At 62.5% G+C, this 22,700-nt stretch carries 19 protein-coding genes and 2 pseudogenes; 3 read left to right on the forward strand and 18 right to left on the reverse strand.

Annotation, left to right across the window (positions count from 1 at the left end):
• Positions 1-8: 8 nt before the first annotated feature.
• The 7 genes from JQ629_RS14130 to JQ629_RS14160 form a co-directional block, all read right to left on the reverse strand.
• A complete protein-coding gene (locus JQ629_RS14130; RefSeq protein WP_212413194.1) occupies positions 9-1,070 on the reverse strand; it encodes a branched-chain amino acid ABC transporter permease in 1,062 nt (353 codons plus the stop codon).
• Positions 1,071-1,073: 3 nt separating this feature from the next.
• On the reverse strand, positions 1,074-2,090 hold the full coding sequence (locus tag JQ629_RS14135; protein ID WP_212413195.1) for a branched-chain amino acid ABC transporter permease: 1,017 nt from the start codon (positions 2,088-2,090) through the stop codon (positions 1,074-1,076).
• 140 nt (positions 2,091-2,230) lie between these two features.
• Entirely contained in the window at positions 2,231-3,067 is an 837-nt protein-coding gene (locus JQ629_RS14140) for a helix-turn-helix domain-containing protein (RefSeq protein ID WP_212413196.1), read from the reverse strand.
• A 136-nt stretch (positions 3,068-3,203) separates the two neighbouring features.
• Entirely contained in the window at positions 3,204-4,259 is a 1,056-nt protein-coding gene (locus JQ629_RS14145; protein WP_212413197.1) for a dehydroquinate synthase/iron-containing alcohol dehydrogenase family protein, read from the reverse strand.
• A gap of 115 nt (positions 4,260-4,374) precedes the next feature.
• Positions 4,375-5,640, reverse strand: coding sequence for an ABC transporter substrate-binding protein (locus tag JQ629_RS14150; RefSeq protein WP_212264230.1), 1,266 nt, complete (start codon positions 5,638-5,640; stop codon positions 4,375-4,377).
• Positions 5,641-7,090: 1,450 nt separating this feature from the next.
• Positions 7,091-8,104: a DUF2891 domain-containing protein gene (locus JQ629_RS14155; RefSeq protein ID WP_212413198.1), complete on the reverse strand. Its 1,014-nt coding sequence runs from the start codon at positions 8,102-8,104 to the stop codon at positions 7,091-7,093.
• On the reverse strand, positions 8,101-8,982 hold the full coding sequence (locus JQ629_RS14160; RefSeq protein ID WP_249135039.1) for a hypothetical protein: 882 nt from the start codon (positions 8,980-8,982) through the stop codon (positions 8,101-8,103). Before JQ629_RS14160 ends, JQ629_RS14155 begins: the two co-directional genes overlap by 4 nt.
• 92 nt (positions 8,983-9,074) lie before the next feature.
• Here JQ629_RS14160 and JQ629_RS14165 point away from each other — a divergent pair, with 92 nt between their 5' ends.
• Entirely contained in the window at positions 9,075-10,028 is a 954-nt protein-coding gene (locus JQ629_RS14165; protein WP_249135040.1) for a LysR family transcriptional regulator, read from the forward strand.
• Between the two features lie 38 nt (positions 10,029-10,066).
• Here JQ629_RS14165 and JQ629_RS14170 read toward each other — a convergent pair whose 3' ends face one another.
• Both JQ629_RS14170 and JQ629_RS37065 read right to left on the reverse strand, forming a co-directional pair.
• Positions 10,067-10,849, reverse strand: coding sequence for a MetQ/NlpA family ABC transporter substrate-binding protein (locus tag JQ629_RS14170; protein ID WP_212413200.1), 783 nt, complete (start codon positions 10,847-10,849; stop codon positions 10,067-10,069).
• 39 nt (positions 10,850-10,888) lie between these two features.
• A complete protein-coding gene (locus JQ629_RS37065) occupies positions 10,889-11,104 on the reverse strand; it encodes a hypothetical protein (RefSeq protein WP_249135041.1) in 216 nt (71 codons plus the stop codon).
• Between the two features lie 566 nt (positions 11,105-11,670).
• On the opposite strand from JQ629_RS37065, the gene JQ629_RS14180 reads away from it, so the two are divergent.
• On the forward strand, positions 11,671-13,128 hold the full coding sequence (locus JQ629_RS14180; RefSeq protein WP_212413202.1) for an FAD/NAD(P)-binding protein: 1,458 nt from the start codon (positions 11,671-11,673) through the stop codon (positions 13,126-13,128).
• Positions 13,129-13,146: 18 nt separating this feature from the next.
• Here JQ629_RS14180 and JQ629_RS14185 read toward each other — a convergent pair whose 3' ends face one another.
• The 4 genes and pseudogenes from JQ629_RS14185 to JQ629_RS14200 form a co-directional block, all read right to left on the reverse strand.
• Positions 13,147-13,812 carry a methionine ABC transporter permease gene (locus JQ629_RS14185; protein ID WP_212413203.1) on the reverse strand — a complete coding sequence of 222 codons (666 nt, stop codon included), beginning with the start codon at positions 13,810-13,812 and terminating at the stop codon, positions 13,147-13,149.
• Positions 13,802-14,922, reverse strand: a pseudogene (locus tag JQ629_RS14190) (methionine ABC transporter ATP-binding protein). Before JQ629_RS14190 ends, JQ629_RS14185 begins: the two are co-directional and overlap by 11 nt.
• A gap of 52 nt (positions 14,923-14,974) precedes the next feature.
• On the reverse strand, positions 14,975-15,295 hold the full coding sequence (locus tag JQ629_RS14195; protein WP_212413204.1) for a 4Fe-4S dicluster domain-containing protein: 321 nt from the start codon (positions 15,293-15,295) through the stop codon (positions 14,975-14,977).
• Entirely contained in the window at positions 15,292-16,920 is a 1,629-nt protein-coding gene (locus JQ629_RS14200; protein ID WP_212413205.1) for an FAD-dependent oxidoreductase, read from the reverse strand. The genes JQ629_RS14195 and JQ629_RS14200 overlap by 4 nt, the downstream gene beginning before the upstream one ends.
• 319 nt (positions 16,921-17,239) lie before the next feature.
• Between JQ629_RS14200 and epsC the strand changes: the two genes are divergently transcribed.
• Positions 17,240-18,193, forward strand: coding sequence for a serine O-acetyltransferase EpsC (epsC, locus tag JQ629_RS14205; RefSeq protein ID WP_212413206.1), 954 nt, complete (start codon positions 17,240-17,242; stop codon positions 18,191-18,193).
• A 15-nt stretch (positions 18,194-18,208) separates the two neighbouring features.
• Here the strand turns inward: epsC and JQ629_RS14210 are convergent, their stop codons facing one another.
• From JQ629_RS14210 to JQ629_RS37070, 5 genes and pseudogenes are all read right to left on the reverse strand, one after another.
• On the reverse strand, positions 18,209-19,084 hold the full coding sequence (locus tag JQ629_RS14210; protein ID WP_212413207.1) for an ABC transporter permease: 876 nt from the start codon (positions 19,082-19,084) through the stop codon (positions 18,209-18,211).
• Positions 19,077-19,937, reverse strand: coding sequence for an ABC transporter ATP-binding protein (locus tag JQ629_RS14215; protein WP_212413208.1), 861 nt, complete (start codon positions 19,935-19,937; stop codon positions 19,077-19,079). The genes JQ629_RS14210 and JQ629_RS14215 overlap by 8 nt, the downstream gene beginning before the upstream one ends.
• Positions 19,934-21,001, reverse strand: a complete 1,068-nt coding sequence (locus tag JQ629_RS14220; RefSeq protein ID WP_249135042.1) for an ABC transporter substrate-binding protein — start codon at positions 20,999-21,001, stop codon at positions 19,934-19,936. Before JQ629_RS14220 ends, JQ629_RS14215 begins: the two co-directional genes overlap by 4 nt.
• A 26-nt stretch (positions 21,002-21,027) precedes the next feature.
• On the reverse strand, positions 21,028-21,927 hold the full coding sequence (locus JQ629_RS14225) for a TauD/TfdA dioxygenase family protein (protein ID WP_212413277.1): 900 nt from the start codon (positions 21,925-21,927) through the stop codon (positions 21,028-21,030).
• Positions 21,928-22,124: 197 nt separating this feature from the next.
• Positions 22,125-22,559: pseudogene (locus JQ629_RS37070) on the reverse strand (type 2 periplasmic-binding domain-containing protein); the annotation flags it as partial.
• Positions 22,560-22,700 lie beyond the last annotated feature (141 nt).

The following is a 22,700-nucleotide window of genomic DNA, read 5'->3' on the forward strand; positions in this document are numbered from 1 at the left end:
GGGCGCGTTCATGCCCCGCCTCCCGTCGTCGCGGCCTTGCGCGCCGCCATCCTCGCGCGCCAGCGATCCCACAGACCCAGCACACCATCCGGCGAGAACAGCACGATCGCCAGGAAGCCGATCCCGATGATCAGCTTGAAGCGATCCGCCGAGAATCCGAAAAAACCGAGAATGTCGGTCGAGAACACTTGCAGCAACACGTAGATGAAAGCGCCGATAAACGGTCCGAGCGGACGGCGCATTCCGCCGACGACCGCGACCACGAGCACATCGATCGCGGAGGAAATTCCGATCGTGCCCGGCGCGATCTGCGCATTCTGCCAGACCAGAAGAATGCCGCCCGTGGAAGCGAAAACGCTCGCCAGGGCGTAGGCCGCCACGCGATGGGCGGTCACGTTGAAACCCAGTGCCGCCATGCGGCGCGGGTTGTCGCGCACGCCCTGAAGGGCGAGCCCGAAGGGGGCGCGGGCGAGATAGACGACCGCGCCGTAGCAAAGCGCGGCGCAGCCGAGGGAGAGGTAGTAGAAAGCCAAGGGATCGCGCCAGTTCACGCCGAAAAGTTTCGGCGGCAACACGAGGTTGAACCCGGAATAGCCGTTGAAGACCGAGTAGTTCTGTCGTGTGAAATAGAAGAAGGCCGCCGCGATCGCGAGCGTGATCATGATCGTGTAGATGCCATCCGTGCGAACGGCGAGCGCGCCGGATATCGTCGCGAAAAGAGCTGCGATCAGGAAGGCGGCCGGAAGCACGATCCACCAGGAGAGGCCGAGACTGACATTGGCCGCGCCGGACGGGCCAAGGATTGCGACCATGTAGCCGGCCATTCCGGCAATCGACATTTGCAGCAGGCTCACCATTCCGCCATAGCCGGCGAGGAACATCAGGCTGAGCCCGATCATGCCCAGAATGAAAGTCCAGCCCATTATCTGGAACAGCCAGAAATTGTTGGCCACGATCGGCAGCAACAGCAGGATCAACCCGAAGATCCACCAAGGGGCGGGAATGCGCTCGGACCACATTCGCTGGTCGACGGGGCTGGCGAAGCGAGGGGCTTGATCGGCAACCGACATGTCCTACCGCCTCGTTCCCAGAAGGCCCTGCGGCCGAAACGCCAGCACCGCCGCCATGATGAGGAAGGTGAGAACGATCGAATAGGTCGGCGCGTAGACAAACCCCATCTGCTCGGCCACCCCGATGATCAGCGCGCCCAAAGCCGCGCCGACGATCGACCCCATGCCTCCGACGATCACCACCACGAGGCTCGCCAGCAGGAAACGCGTATCCTCGCCGGGCGACAGCGACTGGAACGTGGCACCGATGATCCCCGCGATACCGGCAAGCCCGGCGCCGAAGCCGAACACCGCCAGAAACACCAGATGGATGCGCACGCCGGAAGCGGCCAGCATCTCACGGTCATCCACGCCCGCACGGATCAGCATGCCAAGCGCGGTGCGGTTCAAAACGAGCCACATCGCAATGCCGATCACGATTGCCGCGACCAGGATCCAGACGCGCACGGACGGGTAGCGCAGCCAGGTAATCGCGCCGGTCGCGTCGTTGACGTTGCTCACGAGGGGCAATTCCATCGGCCCCTGCAGGAATTGCGGAGCGAGGATCGAATACGATTGCCCGCCCCACCACCAGAGCATGAGGTCGGCAAACACGATCGAAAGCCCGATGCTGACCAGCGTCTGGCGGAGCTCTTCGCCTTCCATTTTCGAGAAGATGAAGAACTGCATCAAGAGCCCGATCAGCCCCACGACGATGAACACAATCGGAAATGCCAGCAGCCATGAACCCGAGGCGGTCGCGACCTCGTAGCCAACGTATCCGCCGATCAGGAACAACGACCCATGCGCGAGATTGACGACGCGCATCAGGCCGAAAATCAACGTGAAGCCGGCTGCTACGAGGAAATAGAGCGCGCCGAGCGTGATGCCGCCCAAAAGGGCATTCAGGAAGATTTGCTTGCGGCCCCAAACCGCCACCAGTTCGGGTGGCCAGGGGGCCAGCACAAGACACAGGAACGCTGCGGCCAAGAGGAAAAAAATCAGGCTCCAGAGCGGATAGCGCTTGATGTAATTGTCCATCTCAGAACGGCCCAACAGCTTCCCGTGGCGAACTTCGCCACCGTTGGAATGAAGGCTAGATTGAAGTTGCCGGCCTGTCCTTTCCCGAACGTCTTTTCTCTAGCCCGAACGTCTCTTCTTTGGTGTGCAGCACCTCTTTTTCAGTGTGTGAGACCCGCGACGCTGCGCCGGTAGGCGCTCGGCGGCACGACGCCATTGGCGATAAAGAACCTTGAGAAGCTCGCCGGGGTCGCAAAGCCGAGATCGAGCCCGATTTCAGAAACGGTTTCCGTGCCTCCGGCCAATCGATCGATCGCGCGCTCCATGCGCAGGGCGTTGAGGAAGATCGTAGGGGGCAAACCCATCTGCTCGCGAAACAACTTGAAGAAATGCGGGCGCGAAAGGCCGGCGTTCCGCGAAATCTGTGCGAGGTCGACGGGTTCGCCGAGCCTCTCGCTCAGGAGGCTGATCGCGCGCCGCAGGCGGAAATCCCGCAGTCCCGAACAATGGGCCGCCGGCCTGTCAGCCGCGCTCGTCCACTGCCAGGTTTGATCGAAGGCCGCCTGGGTGAGGGCACTGAGCCGGTCTTCGAAAGAGCCATCGCAGCCGCCATGGTCGGCGAGAAGCCGTGCGGTTTCCAGGACAAGCCGGGTGATGTGGTCGCTCATTTCGACGGTCGAGCGGCCGAAGCGCAGGATTTCGAAGGCGGTGTGGCTCGCCTCAACAAACCAGCCCGGGCGAATATAGAGAACGAGCGTCAGCGTTGGTTCGCGGCGGTCAACCGGCGCGAAATAATGCGGTTGCCATGGGCTAATTGCCGTTGCGCAGAGGGGCGTGAGCGGCAAGGTCTTGCCATCGACAACCACGCTGGCGACCGGTCCGCTGACGTGAAAGATCAGATGCCCCTCGCGATGGGCATGCGGCACCATCGGCCGATCCAGCTCATAGAGGCAAGCGCGCCCGAACGCACCATGTGCGACCGCGTGAGCAATACTCATCGGTTTCCTCCCCGCCCATCTTTGTGTGCGGTTACGGAAGAATGTATAAGGAGATCGCGTTGTGACAACAGGCAAATTGCCCCGGCCGCCACCGGTCCAGGCCGTTTGCCACGCGCCGGGTGCTGCTCATTCGTGCTCACCAGGCGGCCTCGAGAATGCGGCGGCAGTCGCCGGGGGTCAGCCGTCGGGGATTGGCAAGCGCTCCAGGGTCGTTCGCTGCCAATTCTGCAAAACGGTCGAACTGAGCCGGATTGATCCCCATCTCCCGCAAGGAGGTCGGCAGGCCGATGGCGCGGGCGAAAGCTCCGATTGCGGTGCTGAAGTGCGGCTCCCGCGTTGTTCTGGCGAAGGTTTCGGCCATGGTGGCGTATCGATCGCCCACGGCTTCGGTGTTGAAGTCGGCCATGGCAGCCATCAATGGCACATGGAGATCGCCATGCAGGACGCCGGGTCCAAGTTCAGCCTTGATCGGATGCGCAAGCGCATCGACCCCGCCAACCGCTTTTTCCAGCGCGAGCCCGGCCGTCAATGCCGCGACCATCAATTCGCGCTGCGCTTCCCGGTGACCGGGCGAAGCAAGCGCCACGGGTAGCCACCGCGTAAGCCGCTTTGTGGCCTCCAGCGCAAGCGCGTCTGCCGGCGGGTGATAGACCGGGCTGGCATAGGCTTCGATGGCGTGGACCAGCACCTCCATGGCCGCGGCGGCGAGGCGACGTGAGGATGCTCCCTCAAGTACCGTCGGATCGGCGATGACCCGGTCGGGGCGCGGGCAGGTGATCGGCTGGCCCTGCCCCAGGCGCACCCGCCGCGCTAACCCGAAATCACAAAGGCCGGCAGGAACCGCGATCAGCGTGAGGCGTTCGCCACGCCGCAATGCATGTTCCGCAGCGAGCCGCGCCTGCCCGACGGCCGCAGATCCACCCACGGCGATGAGCGTGTCTGTCCGGATGTCGCTCATGGCGCTCAGAATCCTGAGGGTTGTTTCTCCATGAGGGGTGGCACGATCGGTCCGCGCCAGGCTGATCGACGTCTGGTCGAGTGCCTCCTGCACGCGCGTGCAAACGGCCGCGCTTCCCGGCTCGTTGTCAACGAATACCAGCGCCCGGGCGAGCGCCCCCACCTCCTCCGGAAGCGCATCCTCGATCGCAGCTTCCGCGAAATGCGTGCGCGTGAGATAGTCGATGAGAGTCATCGGAGATGCTCCCGGCGTTTCCGCCGCAAGGAGTCCGCAATGGCGGAATTCCCGAAGGAAGCGGCGGCCGGCTCTGAGCGCCGGCCACCGAAGATGACATCAGGGGCAGGCGCGCTCAGCCGCCCGCGCGCAGCTTGGCGCAGTCAACCGCATCGCGCGCCGGTAGCCCCAGGGCCTTGAACTGAGCCGTCGTCATGCCGAGCGTCTGGTTGACGTTTTCGGTCTTGGCCACCATCTTGCTGGTCAAGTTGCCGTCCGGTCCATCGACCACTTCGTTGACGAAGACCGTTCCGGTCGCCTGCCGGTTTTCGTTCAGCGTGATCTTGCCGATCGGGCTGTCGAGCTGAAGCTTGTTGAGCGCTTCCTTGAACTTTGCCTGCCCGTTCGACAGATCGCCCCCGGCCGCTTCGAGCCCTTTGATGGCGGCCTGCGTGGCGACGTAGTAGCCCAGACCGAATAGCGAAGGCGATGGCAGGCGCTGGGCGGCGGGGAAGGTGTCCTGATAGAGCTTCACATACGAGGTCCATGCCGGGTCGGTATTGTCGGCGGCGAAGGGGCCGGAGGTCGGCGTGCCCTTCAGCACGTCTTTCGCTTTACCTTTCGCCGTCAGAACCGTCTGGTCGGCCATGATGGTGCCGCCGATCAGGCGGGTCTTTTCACCGGCCTGCTGGTATTGGTTGAGGAAGTTGATCGCATCCGTGCCGCCAAGGCCCAGATAGATCGCATCCACATTGTCCGGCAGCTGCGCGATGATCCCGCCGAAATCCGATTGGCCGAGCGGCTGCCAGAACCGCTGGACGATGTCGCCGCCCGACTTGCAGAAATCCACCGCAAAACCCATGAAGTTCGTGTAGCCGAACGAGTAATCGGCTGCGATCGTTGCCACCTTCTTCCAGCCCTTCGTCTTCACGACGTAGCCGCCGAGGCCGTAGCCCCATTGCGAGCCGTCGAGGTTGAAGCGGTAGAAGTTCGCCGCCGGATCGACCCATGTCGTCTCGAGCGCGCCGGAAATGCCGTTGATCACCACCTTGTCGGGGATGGTCTTGGCGAAGTCGCGCATGGCAATGCCTTCCGAGCCGGAAAGCGGGCCGATGATAAAGTCGACCTTGTCCTGCTCAATAAGCTTGCGAGCCATACGGATCGTTGTGTCGGGTTTGGTATCCGTCGGAGCGACGACGGTTTCAATCTTTTTGCCGGCAATGGTGTTGTTCACCTGCTTGAGAGCCAGTTCGACATTTCGGACGCCATCCTGGCCACCGGTCGCGAAGGCGCCTTCCAGCGCCACCAGAATGCCGATCTTGATGGTGCCGCTCTGGGCGAGAGCTGCGCCGGGCAACATAAGGGCGGCCACCGCGACGGCGCCAAGCAAAGACTTGCGCATTGTTGTTCCTCCCTGTGACGCGGAAGAGAGAATCCGGCGACCACGCCGAACCTCCCCCATGTGCGTCTCGTAACGCGCCCCTCGCGGGCGCCTTCGGGAAGGCTGCCGTTCAAAGCCCAAGCCGCCAATATCCAAGCGTCTCATTTTCGCAGCCGCTGTTATGTGCGGGGAGCGCGGCATAAGCCGTCCTCTCACCGACGCTCGCCGTGAGTTGCACCGAGCAGGCCCGAACCTGCGCCGCCTGGGTTGAAGCTCAAATTCCAGCCCCAAAGCATGCTCAAAAACGTTGGCGCGCGATTGCGTTGGCGCCGTTGTTCGTCGTCTGGCTAGGCATCGGCCGCACGTCGCGCATGACGTTCGTTACGTTTTTTCGCTCTTCCCGATCGTCGTCGCAACGCTCACCGGCCTGACTTCAGTCGATCGCTACGTGTTGAGGCTATGCAAGCCAGTGGGGCAGATAGGGTCCCGCCTTTTTTCGAAGGTAGCCATCTCGTGGCCGTCCCGGACTCTGCGTGTTCAGGTGCGGACATGATCCGATGACAACCCCCAACCATTCCTGCAGTGTCGAACGAGATCCTTTCGTACCGAATATCGCCAAATCCGCAGGTCGACATTGCTGACGTCGGTTGTCACTGGATTTTCTTTGATCTCTCGGTGCACACATCGTGCACACGCCGCCTTCTAACCAATTGAAAGGCTTGAACTCTCGCTCCAACCCATCATGGGCGCGACGGAGAGTTTGTGATCTAAGGCATTCATTTCATTGGTCTATTTCATTCATCCTATGAGGGATTGGACCGACTGGCAAATCTGGCGTGAGTACCCCCGTTTACGCCGACTTTTCAAGGATCATATCCGCCCTCATTGGAAGCCAAATCGTCATCATCTGCATTCGCAGTGCACACAGGAGTGCACACGAACGCCCGAGTGCACACGACCTTCACTCATTTCCATTCTGATTCACCCACCACAGATTTCTTGAAGCACACCCCTCTCCACAATTCACATCCCAACGCGATGACACGCCGGGAGCAATTCACATTCAACCGAAATAAAAATCAGCATCGGCAATGAAGTCTGCGTTAATCAAGCGTACTGGCGATAGGTCATGCGTGACGCAACGTCGGCATAGTTCGGGAAACACCTCAGTCATTCGGGATAGGATGAAATTAGATCACGCCACCGAACCGACCCCGAGCCGACCAGATCAAAACGCGGATCCGGCGCAAAGTCGTCACGACAGTTTGGCTCAGATTTCGCAGGTTCAAGTCGGCCAGGCTCAATCCGCGATCGCCGCAGCGAAGAAGTCCGCCGGCATTCCTGCGCCGGTCTGAATGCGACAGCCTTTGTCCCGGGCGCACTCTGAGGTGCGGCGTGATTTCAGGCTCTGTGATGACGTCAGTGGCAGACGGCCGAGGCAAGTTACTGCAATCGCCCCGCGCGGGTACGCTCAGTCATCATCATCGAGTGCGAGAACGGCGAAGCTCGCAAGCCAATGCTCGCCCATGTAGTCGCCGGCAATATGGGGAAGACCTGCGTTCAGATGATTTTGAGCAGCTTCGAGGGCAAGGGCGCGCCGACCGTCGTTCGCCGGCAAGGCATTGCCGAGTGAGCGCCAGCACCAGGCCCTGCTGAGATTGAGGCCGTCGAGATGAGCGATCTTGCCATCGGTGCGGTCGGTGACGGTTGCCGGCTGGAACAGCGTCGCTGGCTTGCTTTCGATCAGTCGTGGCAGGAACCGATCGAACCAGGGCAAGAACGCCTGGGGCGACAACAGACGCCGCATGCACTCGGCTTCAATCAAGGCCGAGGATTGGAAATCGTCGCCGCTCGGTTCGCCCCAGGCCGGGCAGTCGCTATCCTCGCCATACCAGCGCAAGCCGGTCTCGCGCAGCAAGTCGGCGAGTGCTTCATCTTTTGTGACACCGGCGTAGTCCGCCGCCATCCGTAGGCCGAATGCCGTGTTGAAATGCGTTCCCACCCGCACTGGATAGGTCGATAGCGGCAGGAAGTCGCGAAAGCGCTGCGCGATGACCTCGGCCAGCGGCGTGAGATTGCGCCCCCAACGATCGTCGGAGTGGAGTGCAAGTTCCGCCGCAAGTTTCAAGAGCCAGGCCCACCCATAAGGCCGCTTGAAACCGCGCGCGGTCGGACGGGCGAAATAGGTGCACTCAACCGCGACCTTCTCGGGCACGAACTGCGCGTCGAACAGTGCACGGATGTCGGCGGTTGCCGCAGACTCCGGGAAGCGGCGCAGTAGCCGCGCCAGCATCCAGTAGCTGTGGACGCAGGAATGCCAGTCATAGCTACCGTAGAAGATCGGATGCAGCGCGCTTGGCGTGCGGGCATCCTCCGGTCCGGCGAGGGCGTGGTCCACATTATTGGGATATTCACGCCCGACGTGGCCGAGCGCGATGTGGGCGAAGCGCGAAGCCAGTTCGGGGGTGAGATGGGTCGGCGTCATAGCGGCACCTTGGTCTTCTCGCGGCCGATCAACGTTTCGATAAGGCGCGGCAGAATGTAGATCGGCAACTGCATCGCTGCAAAATATAGCGCCATGCGTGGTGAGGCGGCAGCGCCAAGCGCCGACCAGACCAGTCCTACATTGCGGTTGCCGAGGATGAGCCCGACGGTCAGCCGTTGGGCGAGGTTTCCCGGCAGCAACATGGCGCCGCCGGCCTGCAGAGCGATATTGAAGGCGAAGGCGAGCGCGAGGCACAGCGTAGCGGCCTGCGCGTCTGCCGCGATCTGCGCGCGGATGCCGGCCATGGTTGCCACCGCGAACACCAGAAGCGCTGCGACGATGGCCCCGTCAACCACCCGGTCATGGGCCGCCAGCACCGCGGCCGCATGCCGGCGAAGCAGGAAGGCGACGCCCTCGGCGCTGCCAATCAACAATGCAAGTCGGAGCGCGAGTTCGAGCGCACTGATCTCCAGCCCGCCGAACCACCCTGCAAGAAGCGGCACGGTTACCGGCGCCAGCACCATCGACAACACCGTAACCATGAGTGGTACCGCGCTATCGAGCCCGAGCATTCGTGCCACCGCCGCCGTGCCACTCGATGGCGGCGCGGAGACGGCGAGCACCACCGCGAGCGCGAGTTCCGGGCTGAGGCCCAGGAGGTGACCGGCAACACCGATCATCAGTGGGCAGACGACCATAACGACGGCTGGCAGGAGCACGGAAAGCGACGGCCGACGCAGCGCGGCGATGACGGCCTGGCTGTCGACCCGCAACAGGGTTCCGAGCACGATCAGGAAGACCGTGGCCGGCATCAACGGACGAGCCAGATCTGCGAGAGCTGGAAAGGCCAACCCGAGGAGCACGCCGAGCGCCAGCAATGTCGGTCCGCGCGGGATGAGGCGCAGCAGTGAGGGTCGCATGCGCCCGTCCAATTCGTTCTGTCACCGCCAATAGAACAGTCTTCGCAACATTGTGGAAATCGATTATTGATATGGCTATTATCGTTCAAATGAATTTAGCTTCTGTCGATCTCAATCTCCTGGTCGCCTTCGAGGCGCTGATGGAGGAACGCAACGTGACCCGCGCCGGGCAACGCGTCGGTCTGGCGCAACCTTCCATGAGCAGCACGCTGACGCGCCTTCGCGCGCTCTTTGCAGACGATCTTTTCGTGCGCTCGGCCTCCGGCATGCAACCGACCGCCAAGGCGCTGTCGCTCGCGCGCCCGATCAGCGACGCACTGGGGCAGATCAGGGGTGTGCTCGCGCCTGGATCGGACTTCGAGCCCGCAAAGGCCCGTCGTCGCCTGTCGATCGCCGTGACCGACTATGGCGATCTCGTCGTGGTCCCGTCCCTGGTCAAGGCGCTGCGGCGCGAGGCACCGGGCATCGATCTGGTGGTGCGTCCCATCATCGACGCGGCCGAAAGCGTCGCCAGCCTCGAACGCGGCGATGTCGACGCTTTGATTGGCGGCCATCTTCCCGGCTCCGCGCGCGTCACCCGGCACCTGCTGTTCGAGGAACGCTTTGTCTGCATTCGCGACGCCAAACGTGCCAAGCAAGACGTGTCACTCACCGGCGAGGTCTACACGCGCCTCCCGCACGCCCTGTTCTCGTCCGCCGGCGGCGATGGACTGCCCGGCGCCATCGATACGATGCTGGCACGGCATGGACGCAAACGTCGAACCGCGGTCACGCTCGCCCACGTCGTCGCGGTACCCTTTGCCGTCGCCGGCACCGACCTCCTGGCGACCATGGCCGAGCGCATCGCTCGTCGCTTCGCAGCAGCCGCGGGCGTGACGGTCGTACCGCTTCCCTACGACGTGGCGGCCTTCCCCATCGACCTTATCCATGCACGCCGTGCCTTGGCCGATCCAGCGCTACGCTGGTTCATCGAACTGGTTGATCGCGCGTGCAAATCAATCTGACGATGCGGGGCGAGCCGGGCCAGAGCGCCGACGCCTGTTTACCAGCTTGGCAACACGGCACCCTTGAATTTTGCTAAGACGAACTCCTTGACCTCCGGCGTCTGGTAGCTCTCGACCAGCGTCTTGACCCACGGCTTGTCCTTGTCGGCCGCGCGGACCGCGATCAGGTTGACGTACGGTCCCTTCGGGTCTTCGCGCAGGATCGGGTCCTTGACGGGATCAAGCCCCGCCTGGGTCGCGTAGTTGGTGTTGATCGCCGCCGCATCGACATCGTCGAGCGCACGCGGCGACTGCGCCGCATCGATTTCGATGAATTTGAGCTTCCTGGGATTGTCGACGATGTCGGAGATCTTCGGCTTGAAACCGACTCCCTCCTTCAACTTGATGACTTCCTTGTCACGCAGCAGCAGCAGCACCCGCCCGCCATTGGTGGGATCGTTCGGTATCGAAACCGTGCCGCCGTTCGGGATATCCGACCAGCTCTTGTGCTTCTTCGAATAGACCCCGATCGGAAAATTGACCGTCAGGCCCACCGACTCGATCTTGTAACCGCGATCGGCTTTTTGATTGTCTAGATACGGCTGGTTCTGAAACGAATTGGCCTGAAGTTCGCCGGCGTCGAGCGCGGCGTTCGGAACTACATAATCGGAAAACTCGATCAATTGGATATCGAGCCCCTTCTTCGCGGCAATCGGTTTGACGGCTTCGAGGATCTGGGCATGCGGCCCTGGCGTGACGCCGATCTTGATGGCTTCCGCTGCGGCGCTCGCCGACCAGGCGGCGAGCATTGTCGAGGCAATCAGAATGGAACGAAACTTCATATTGGTCTCCGTTAGCTTGTGAATGATGGGGGTTGGTAATCAGAACGCCGAAGCGATCGATGGATTGGCCATCAGATGGCGGCGCTGCTGCAGCAGCGCTCTGGCGGCCCGTTCGGCTTGACGCGCCGTCCGAAATTCGCGGCCTTCGAGGCCGTCGAAAGCTCGATCCGAGGAAAAGAAGCGGTATCCCCGCTCGTCTCGGGCGACAATGCCTGCGGTTCGGCTCTCGATTTCGATGACGTAAGCTTGGGTCATGTCGGCTCTTTCACCGGACGATCCGGTGTTCCTGTCTGGATGTGACGACGATTCGTTCGAACAGGAAGATCAGCGACAGGCGCCGGTGGCCGCGGAGAAGCAGCGCAGCGTCACGCACTGGTGCGTATATCCGGACGCTGGTGTTCGATCAGATCGCATGCGGCAACTCTTGAGCGGGGCAATTCCCTGCGCAGATAGTATTGATGGCCACAGTCGCGTCAATGAAATGGGCGTTCAATGTTGCCGTCGTAACGCGTCCACAGTTCTATGCGGACAACAGAAAAGAAAATGGAACGATTTCTAGCGTCTCGGCCAGACGGAAAAATCTGGGCGAGCTGTTCGTGATCATACGCTCGCACACGTACCGTGTAATCGTAAAAGAACGTCGCCTACAAAAACTCTCTGCGCACATGCGAGTTCCCGGAAGTGCGACACTTCGATGTTCGCAGATTTCAGAATGATTTTCTTTTTGGATAGCCACCGCATTCGCGGCTAGAATTCGGCCATGATCGGGCGAGACAAATGCCGCGTTTACCAATCATTTGGCGAACCTGGGGGGCGGTCGCATGAATGCCTTCGCTAGCCGACACGCAATCATCATAGGCGGCGGCGCCAGCGGCGTGCTGCTGGCCTATCAGTTGCTACAGCGTTCCACCCCCGACTTTCGCGTCACGCTGATCGAGAAGCGCCCCGATATCGGGCGTGGGCTGGCCTATCATACCGGCAATCCCGAACACGTGCTCAATGTGCGCGTCGCGAACATGAGCGCACTGCCGGATGAGCCGGATCATTTCTGGCGCTGGCTGACCTCGCGTGAAGGCGTGCCGCCGCCCTGTCCCGATCCCTACTGTTTCGTGCCACGGCGCATTTACGGCGATTACATTGCGAGCCTACTGACGATGTCCAAAGGACGCTCGTTGCACCGGCTCTCGATTGTGCAGGGCACTTGCGTCGATGTCAGCGAAGAGCCGGGAGAGGTTACGGTCCGGCTCGATGACGGCAGGTGCTATGTCGGCGATATCGCCGTTCTGGCCACCGGGCACGACATCCGGTCCTGTTCGCCGGGTTACGTCGATCCCTGGCTGCCGCCATCCGCAGCCGGCGTCGATCCTGACGCTACCGTACTGATCCTCGGTAGCGGGCTCACGATGGTCGACTACATCCAGTCCCTCGTCCATGATGGACACCGCGGGGCTGTTGTCGCGATGTCACGACGCGGCCTGTTGACGAAACCTCATCGCCGCGTCGCTCCGATTCGCATCCAGGAAACGGAAGTTCCGTTCGGCGCCGGCATCAGCCAATTGCTGCGCTGGTTCCGCGATCGGGTCGACGCGCATGTCGCAGACGGCGGGGACTGGCGCAGCGTCATCGACGGTGTCAGGCCATACACCCAACGGCTCTGGCGCGAGCTTCCGCCCGCCTCCAAACGCCGCTTCCTCGAACATGCGCGCGCCTGGTGGGACGTTCATCGCCATCGCATGGCGCCCGAGGTGGAAGCGCGCATCACGCAGGCGCTTTATGATGGCCGTTTGACCCTGATGGCGGCAAAGGTCGCTGGCATCGAGCCTAACGATGCCGGCGCCCTGGTGCGTTACCGCCGACGCGGCCAAAGCGAAGTCCAGAGCATGCAGGTCGGTGCCATCGTCGATTGCACCGGGATCGTCAAAGATCCCCTCGCCTCCGCCAATCCGGCTGTGCGAAGCCTGCTCGACCGGGGGCTGGCGCGGGTCGATCCGCTGCATATTGGCATCGAGATCAGGCCGGATTGCGCGGTCATCAACGAGGACGGCGTTCCGTCGCGGCGGTTATTTGCCGTCGGTCCGCTTACCCGTGCCGCCTTCTGGGAGATCATCGCAATCCCAGATATCCGCAATCAGTGCGCCGCGCTTGCCACGAAACTCGCCCGCGTCAGCGAGACGAGGGTCGCCACGCGATCCTCTTCGAAGCCAGCCAGAATGCGGAAATTTATCTTCAATCAACCGGTCGAGGAACACCTGGATAAAGACTCGCGATCATCGCCATGAGGTGTGAGGATTCCAGCCTCAGCGATGCCGCAGCCGGCGATTGACCCGCTTCGCGAAATAATCGCCGACGGTCTGCACCGTCTGCACCAGCGCGATCAGCACCACCACGACGGCCAGCATCATTTCCGGCATGAAGCGTTGGTAACCGTAGCGGATGCCGAGGTCGCCAAGACCACCGCCGCCGACGGCGCCGACCATCGCCGAATAGCCGAGCAGGCTGACCACCGCGAGCGTCAGCGCCAGCAGCAGTCCCGGCAACGCCTCGGGGATCAGGACCTTGAACACGATCTGCAGCGGGGTGGCGCCAAAGGACGACGCGGTCTCGATCAGGCCAGCGTCCACCTCGCGGATCGCCGCCTCGACCAGACGCGCGATGAACGGAGTTGCCGCGATCGTCAATGGTACGATCGCGGCCCCCGATCCGATCGACGTCCCCGCAATCAGCCGCGTAAACGGAATGATGGCGACGACCAGGATGATGAACGGTGTCGATCGGGTGGCGTTGACGATGACGCCCAGCACCGCGTTGATCTTGGGCGCGGCGAACAGTTCGCCCTTCCCGCTAGTCGCCAGGAAGATGCCGATCGGCAAGCCGAACGAAGTTGCCACCAGGGCGGCGACGGCTACCATGAACAGGCTTTCGCCGGTCGCCTGGATAATCAGGTTGATGAGTTCAGGCGACATAGCCGAGACGCTCCGCTGAGAACTGATGTTGCAACAGATAGGCAAGGACTTGCGGCGCGGCGGCCTCGCCGCCGGGAACACCGATCGTCAGCGATCCGACACGCTGACCACCGATCTCATCGATGCGCGCCGACAACAGCGCGACGTCAATGGAAAGCTCACGCGCCAAGCGGGCAACGACCGTATCGCCGGCGTCGCCGCGAACAAGGAGACGAATGACAGCCTGCCCACCCGGAACCGGCTTTTCCTGCAGGCGGCTCGCGAGCGAGACCGGGACCGAATCGCCAAGGACTTCTGCAAGAAAAGTCTGCGTGATCGCTGTTTTGGATGGGTGAAGATGTCGGCAACATGTCCCCGTTCGACGATATCGCCGGCGTCGATGACGATAACCTCCTTGGCGAGTTGCCTGACGACGGACATTTCGTGGGTGATCAGGATGATGGTTACGCCGAGTTCGCGGTTGATATTGGCGAGCAGATCGAGAATAGCCCGCGTGGTCTGCGGATCGAGCGCTGACGTTGCCTCATCCGACAGCAGCACGTTGGGCCGCGTTGCCAGTGCGCGCGCAATGCCGATGCGCTGTTTCTGGCCGCCGGAAAGTTCGGACGGGTATCGATCGTGCTTGTCGGCGATATCGACAAGGTCGAGCAGTTCGGCCACGCGCACCGCAATGTCGGCCTTCGACCAGCCCGCGATTTCGAGCGGCAGGGCGATATTGGCCGCCGCCGTCCGCGACGACAGCAGGTTGAAGTGCTGGAAGATCATGCCGATGGAACGCTGCGCCAGCCGCAGCTCGCGGCCGGACAGCGCGGAGATATTGCGGCCATCGACCTCGACGCGACCGGTGGTCGGCTTTTCCAGGCCGTTGATGAGCCGAACGAGGCTCGACTTGCCCGCGCCCGAGCGGCCGATGACGCCGGTGATCGAACCGCGGGGAATTGCGAAATCGATGTTCTGCAGCGCCCGCACACTCGGTTTGCCGCGATAGGCCGGATACGTCTTCTCCACGCTCTCGAACCGCACCATTGCGTCTGCCTTGGCCGCAGCGCTGTCGGGCGATGGAAACGACTCGAGCGGCCGCGAGGCCGCCAAGGACTGATGCACATTCATAACGGATTCCAGTTCCTAGATGTGGCCGCCTGGGTTGCGGGCAGCCAGGATATCAATGACCGAACAGCAGATAGCTGCGGTCGATGTCGCGGCGGTGTTTCGTTTCTTCGGTCCAGCCAACGGCGCGTCGATAGCTCCCGAGCAGCGCATTTTGCCTCAGCGTCTCAAGATCGACGTCTTGCGGAATATCCGCGAACGGCGAAACGAACAGTGCGTCTTCAGGGCAATAGAGTTCACAAAGGAAACAGGTCTGGCAGTCGGCCTGGCGCGCGATGACGGGAATTCCATCGGTCTTGTCAAACACATTGGTCGGGCAGATGTTCACGCAGATGTCGCAGGACGTGCAGCGCTGGTCGTCGATGACTTCGATCATTCCGCGGCCTCCGCATAGGCCGCTCCGGCCAGCGGGCGCACCGCGGTCCAGACCTCATCGAGACCACCTGATGTAATGTAGTGGCGCTGGCGGTCGTCCTGGCCCGGGAAATCATCGCGGCGGTGCATGCCGCGACTCTCCTGTCGCGCCAATCCGCTGCGGTACATCCAGCGTGCGGTTGCCAGCATGGATGCGCTCTCGCGGGCCCGGAATACGTCGTCAGCGGCGGCGGCATCCGCCTGTGAGACTTCGGTCCAGAGCGCATCGAGCCTTTCAAGCGCCCCGCCGAGGCGGCCCGCTTCGCGGAAGTAGTTTAGCTCGTAAGGAAAGACCTCGTCCTGAACCGATTTGGCGAGCTCGGCCGGCTTGAACGGCCGTCCAGCACGCTGGCGCAGCGCCACTGTGCCGGCGGAGGATAGCCTTCGCCCCCGTGTGGGACCGGCATGGCGCGCATACTCGGCGGCACCCTGCCCGGCAAATGTGCCTGATGAAATGGCCCACGCGGCGTTGTGGCTGCCGCCGCCGGTAAAGCCGCCGCAGATCAGCTCGCGCGTCGCTGCATCGCCCGCCGCATAGAGCCCGGGCACGGTGGTCGCGCAGCTGTCGTCGACGATGCGAAGCCCGCCGGTACCGCGCACTGTGCCTTCAAGCCGCAAGGTCACGGGAAAGCGGTCGGCAAAAGGATCGATGCCGGTGCGGTCGAAAGGCAGAAAGAAGTTCGGCTGCGAGACGCGCATCTGGCGCTGCACGTCGCCGTCGGCCTTGTCGAGCCGGGCATAGACCGGGCCCTGCGTCAGCGCACGGGCGATGGCCGAGCGGCCACCCTTCGAAGCCGCACCGGGCACGACGCTGCCGTCTTCGTAGGTGAACGTGGCCCAGCCATAGAACAGCGTCTTGGTCACCGAACCAAATGCAGCCGAGATCGCATAGGGGTTAGAGAATTCCATGCTGCTGAATTCAGCACCCGCTTCCGCCGCCATCAGGTAGCCGTCGCCGGTCAGTACGTTCGAACCCAGTGTCTTGCTGAGGAAGGCGCAGCCGCCGGTCGCGATCACGACAGCCCTGGCGCGTACGGTCCAGGAATCGTGTTTCTGGCGGCGCAGGCCGCTCGCGCCGGCCACCGCTCCCTTTTCATCAACCAGCAGCTCGAGAGCCGGGCTGTGATCGAGAATGGTGACGCCGGCCTGCTTGGTGCGCTTGCGCATCAGGCGCATATATTCCGGTCCCTGCAGCGAATTGCGCTGGGACTTGCCGTTGTCATCCACCGGATAGGGATAGCCCCAGTCTCCCAATCGGTTACTCTGCTCATAGGTGCGATCGAGCACCCGCGCCATCCAGCGGCGGTCCTGTAGATGGCCGCCCAGTTTTTCGCGGTTGGCCATCGCCGCCTCGCGCAGCGCGGGCTCCGGATCGACGTACCAGACGCCGGTGCCGGCTGCGGCGGTGGCGCCCGAGGTTCCGCAAAATCCCTTGTCAGCAAGAACGACGCGCGCGCCCTGTTCCGCCGCGCTGATCGCCGCCCACGTGCCGGCCGGACCACCGCCGATCACCAGCACATCGGCATCGAACTCAACGGAGCCCGCCGGCGCAGACACTCTTTGTGCGCGCGTGAATTGAACTGTCATCAGCCACTGTCTCCGGGCAAAATCGATCGTGAACGGGGCATTGCGCCGCGCCAATATCGTTACGCGCGCGCTTGCCGGTGACAATTTCAGATATTTGCGGAGATTTGGACGAAGCTTTCCCTGTCGCAGCCAGCCGAAGAAGATTCGTGTGGCGGCGCATCGGACGTTTTGTTCCTGCCGATGATGCGAGACGAGAGTTGCGGACCCTGTGCAGCAACGGAGATGAATTTTTCTTTTTGCGGGGGTCTGCTCCCGATGCGTTTTCATCGGCACCGACAAACAGTATCTCATGCGGTACCTCATCGCCGTGTGGGCAAGCATGAAGCGCGAAGTTCTACCGGTTTCCCGAAACGCTGCCGCCAACGAGGCCGAAACTTCGCCGGTCCGCTGGCATCTCGACCGAATCGTCGCGGAGTTGCGCGTCTCGCGGGAAGAGACCCACAGCATTCGCCGCGATGGCGAGCCACGCCGCGCGCCGTCGCGGGATGCCCTCGAGGCCATCCTCAACGGCCTGACGGAAGCGCTGTTTCCCCGGCACTATGGCCAGTCCGACCTCGATGGCGAGAATATCGACTACTTCGTCGGCAACACGCTGAGCATTGCGCTGGATTCCCTATGCGATCAGGTCCATCGCGGCGCCCTGTTCGTTGGCGACGATTTGCAGCCGGGATTCCGTCGCGAGGATGCGGTCGAGCTGACGCGCAGCTTTGCTTCTCAACTGCCCGCGGTGCGCGGGCTGCTGATCAGCGACCTGCGGGCGGCCTTCGTCGGCGACCCGGCGGCGCGCAATTTTCCGGAGATCCTGATTGGCTATCCCGGCATGATCGCGATCATCCATCACCGTCTCGCCCATATCCTGCATCGCCAGAACGCGCGGCTGATCGCCCGGCTGACGGCCGAAATCGCGCATGCCAGAACCGGCATCGATATCCATCCAGGGGCCACGATCGGCTCCGGCTTTTTCATCGATCACGGCACCGGCGTCGTGATCGGCGAAACCGCCATCATCGGCGACAATGTGCGGATATATCAGGCGGTCACACTCGGCGCGCGGCATTTTCCGACCGACGACGAGGGCAATGTGATCAAGGGGGATGCCCGCCACCCGATCGTCGAGGATGACGTGGTGATCTACGCCGGCGCCACCATCCTCGGTCGGATTACGATCGGCCATGGGTCGACGATCGGTGGCAATGTCTGGCTTACCAAGGATGTGCCGCCGAATAGCGTGGTGACGCAGGCGACGGCGCGGAACACCCCTGCCGCGCCGTGATCGGCCTCTCCTGCTTCACGTCGCGGCCGGGGCCTTCCACCGCATGAAGCGCCTCTCCAGCGCCTCGAGGATGGCATTGAAGGTGAGTCCGATGACGGTAATCCCCAAAATGCCGAAATACATCTGCGGAATCAGAAAACTGTATTGGCTGTTGATAATGAGATAGCCGAGGCCCGCCTTGGCACCGACCATTTCGGAGGCGACCAGCACCAGCATGGCTGAGGCGCTGGCCAGGCGAATGCCGACAAAGATGGTGGGAAGCGAAGCCGGCAGGATCACCTTGCGGAACAACTGCTGCGGGGTTGCGCCCATGGTCCGAGCCGACTTGATCAGCAGCGGATCGACCTGCTTGACCGCGGCAATGGTGTTGAGCAACAGCGGCCAGGCGCAGCTATAGACCACCATTGTGATCTTTGACAGTTCGCCGATCCCGAGCAGCAGGATGAACACCGGCAGCAGTGCAAGCGGCGCGGTATTCCGGCAGATCTCGATGAACTGGTTCAGGAGATTGCCGAGCCGGGCATACCAGCCGACCGCGAGGCCAAGCGGAACGATCAGCACGACCGCTATCAGAAAGCCGCTCAAAGCACGCAGCAGGCTGGCGGCGACGTCGTCGTAAAGCTCGCCGGTCTGTGCAAGCTGCCAGCCGGCCGCGATCACTTCCGAAAACGGTGGCAGGAACACGGCATCGATCAGGCCCAGCCTTGGAGCCGCCTCCCATAGCGACAACAGCGCCACTAGCAACAGCGATCGCTGCCCAAAGGCACCCAGCGAACGGAGTGCTTGGCGAACGAAACTTAACACCGGCGACGGTTGCGCTTCCGCCCCGACCGGGGAGCCGGGCCGTGCCTGCGCAAGTTCAAGAACGCTGAGTACCTCAAGGCTAGACATGGGCAACTTCCTCCAAAGCGCGGCTCGCGCGGGCGGCGCCTGCTCCACCAGCCAGTTGCTGGGCTTTCAATACCTCTTCGCGCAGCAAGGACCAGACCTCGTGCCGTACCGGACCGAATTCGGGCAGCGACCGCACATCCTCCGTTTCGCTGCGAAGCGCTTCGGGAATCTCGACCACCTGCTTGATGCGGCCAGGACGCGACGTCATTACGGCGACCCGCTGGCCGAGCACGACCGCCTCGTCGATCCCGTGGGTGATGAAAAGGATGGTCTTGCCCATTGTCCGCCAGATGCGCAGTAATTCGCCCTGCAGCGTTTCCCGGGTCTGCGCGTCGAGCGCCGCGAACGGCTCGTCCATCAGCAGCACTTCCGGATCGTAAGCCAGACTGCGCGCGATCGCGACGCGCTGCTTCATGCCGCCTGAGAGTTCGTGCGGATAGCGTTCGGCGAAAGCCGAAAGACCAACCAGTTCGAGATAGTGCAGCGCCCGTTCGCGACGCTCTCTCGCTTTGAACCCTGCGATATCGAGTCCGAACTCGACGTTCTGCACGGCGGTACGCCAGGGAAACAGCGCGTATTGCTGAAACACGATGCCACGGTCTCGCGCCGGCCCTTGGATCGCCCGTCCGTCGAGCAGGATGCGGCCGCTGGTCGGCGCCGTCAGGCCGCCGAGCAGATCAAGCAACGTCGATTTCCCGCAGCCACTCGGGCCGACAAGAGCCAGGAACTCGCCGGGTCGCACGTCGAGCGTGATATCCTCCAGCGCGGTGAAGCGGTCCGACGGCCCGCCTCCCTCGCCACGAACGACAAACTCCTTGCGGACCTGCTGGAAGCTGATTTTAACGGACGTCATCGCGCTTCCGCCGTCTTGCCCGGACGATAGAAATTGAACTCGTTGGTGTAGACGTCGCGGGCCTTGATCTGACCCGGCTTGAACAGGCCGTCCTTCTCCAGCCAGTCGATCCATACCTGGATCTCAGCATCGGTGATCACGCCGCCCTTGGCCGCAACGCCAGTACTTTTCCAGTACTTGATCGACGACGGGTCCTCGTTGCGCTTGCGCTCGGCAATGATCTTGTCGAACTTCGCCCGCACCTCTTCCGGCGGGGTCGTCTGGGCCCACTGGATTGCGCGCGAAATCCCCTCGGTCAGCTTGCGGGAGGCGTTTGGATTGTCCTTGATGAACTTTTCGCGCAGCACGTAGGCGCCGCCGGTGAACTGGCCGAACAGGTCGGTGTCGTTGAACAGCGAGCGAATGCCGCCGCGGTCGAGTGCCTTGTCGCGCAGGACGCCGCTGAGCGCGCTCACCTCGACCTGGCCCTGGCGCAGCGTCTGCTCGCCGGAGACCGGCGGGATCGCCACCAGGGTCACCTGCTTAGCTTCGGCGGCGCTGAGGCCGTTTCGCGCGAGATATTCGCGCAGCACGAACTCCAGATGCGCGCCCAGCGTATTGACCGCGACCTTCTTGCCGATCAGATCACGTGCGGTCTTGATCGGGCTGTCGTCCTTCACGTAGTAGCCGTAGTAAGTGTTGGCGTCGGACCCGTAATAGCCGACCACCGCCTTGATCGGCGCCTTGGCAGCGATCAGCTTGAGGATCGCGCCGTAGAAGGCGCCGCCGACATCGATGTCACCCGTGACCACGGTCTGGATGTCCTGCGGGCCGCTGATGGTGTTGCCGACCCATTTGAGCTTGAGCGGCGCCAGATAGCCGAGATCCTCGGCAAGCTCGGTGAACGTCACCTGCCCGGCCCAGCCCTGGTAGCGGATCTCGGTCTTTTCCAGCGGCTCGGCCACGGCCTGACCGATCAGGCAGACCGCCACGATGAACGACCAAAACGCGCGCCATGCCGTTCCGGTCGCTTCTCCGGTGAAAAGCGCCACTATCGGACGCATCGATCGCAATAAGTTTGTCATTTTGCTGAGTTCCTGATGAGAGCGAGCTAAGCCGCCTTGGCGGCAGGTTGCCTGCTGGACTTGATGCGCGTCACGCTGTTGCGGCCGTCCACGCTGACCGGAACGTCGCCATCGATGGTGGCGCGGCGCACGACACGGTGCTGATCGCCGTAATCGTTGACCGCATAATGCTGCGTGGCGCGATTGTCCCAGATCGCGACGTCGCCGGCCTGCCAGTTCCACCGCACGGTGTTTTCGGGCGCCGTGATATGCGACTGGAACAGGTCGAACAGCCTTTGGCCGTCATATTTCGGAAGACCGACGAAGCGTTGCACGAAATTGCCGAGCACAAGCGTGCGCTCGCCGGTTTCGGGATGGACGCGGACAACCGGATGCTCGGTCTCGTAGATCGTTCCGGTGAACACCTCGTCGAAATGCTTTCGGTCCGCCTCCGTGGCTTTCGACTTCACCGCATAGTCGTAGGCGTTACTGTGGACGGCCCAAAGCTCGTCGGCGAGACGTTGCAAGGGCAGAGGCAAATCAAGATAAGCCGCGGCCGTATTCGACCAGACGGTGTCGCCACCGAATGGCGGGATCACGACGCCGCGCAGCACCGATATCTTCGGGTACGCATCAACAAAGGTGACGTCGGTATGCCACTGGTCGGCGCGCCCGCCACCCCTTCCGGAATCGAGCTCCAGGATCGACGACGTGCCCTTGATCGCGCCGACGGTCGGATGCGGCACCAGTTTGCCGAGCCGGATCGCGAAACGTTCCTGCTCGGAATCATCGAGATGATTCTGGTCGCGAAAGAAGATGACCTTGTGCTCGAGCAGCACCTGGTTGATCGCGCCGATCGTTTCATCGGACAGGTCGCCCGACAGCTTGATATTCCTGATCTCGGCGCCAAGCCTCGCCGCACGTTTGACGATGTCCGCGCGGGGGATGACGTTGTCACATTCGCGACGTCGATGCGTCCCACGGTCTTGGCCGGTAGATCGGTAACCCGGATGTTCATCGCGCCACCGCCGGATGCCGCCACGGCATCAGATAGTTTCCCAGCGTCGTCAGCAGCCAGCTTCTCCGCCGCGATGCTTGTTAGTGACTGCTCCGCCAGGCGCCGGTCGCGGGGACGGGGGCGGAGATGAAACGATGGACGAAAGGGCCATCTGTTCGGCCGCAACTCCAGGTCGGCAATCGACTGCACCGGAGAGTTCACCGGCACCACGATGCCGTTGCCGCTGCCCTTGGTGCTGCCCGAGAGCACGCTGATGAAGAGGCTGCGTCGGCCGGCCTTCTGGAACGCCACGCCGTTCAACGATCCCGGAAAATCCGCCATGGCGCCGAGATCGAGCTTGCCGGCCACCATCTCGTTGGTGAGCGGCGCGCCGCTGGTGAAGTTCTTCCACTGGATGTCGTAGGTGACATCCTTGTATTTGCCGTCCCGGGGCAGGAACTTCTCCAGCAACTTCAACTCGCGGATCAAAAGCCCGCCGGTTGCGCAATTGATCGTCGTGTCCTGCGTCCCGACCGCAACACGAATGGTTTCGGCACGCGACATGCCGGTCAGGCCAATCATCGCAACCGCAACAGCAGCGGTTATTCTCACAATACCAGAAGAGATCATCGGCCTGTCCTCGACTATCGATGGCCGGCACAGTGCCGCCAGCATGAACGATCGATCGGACTATCTGGTCTGCGCGTTGTCCGCTGAAGCAAT

It is taken from the genome of Bradyrhizobium sp. AUGA SZCCT0222 (assembly GCF_018130205.1).
Lineage (GTDB): Bacteria > Pseudomonadota > Alphaproteobacteria > Rhizobiales > Xanthobacteraceae > Bradyrhizobium.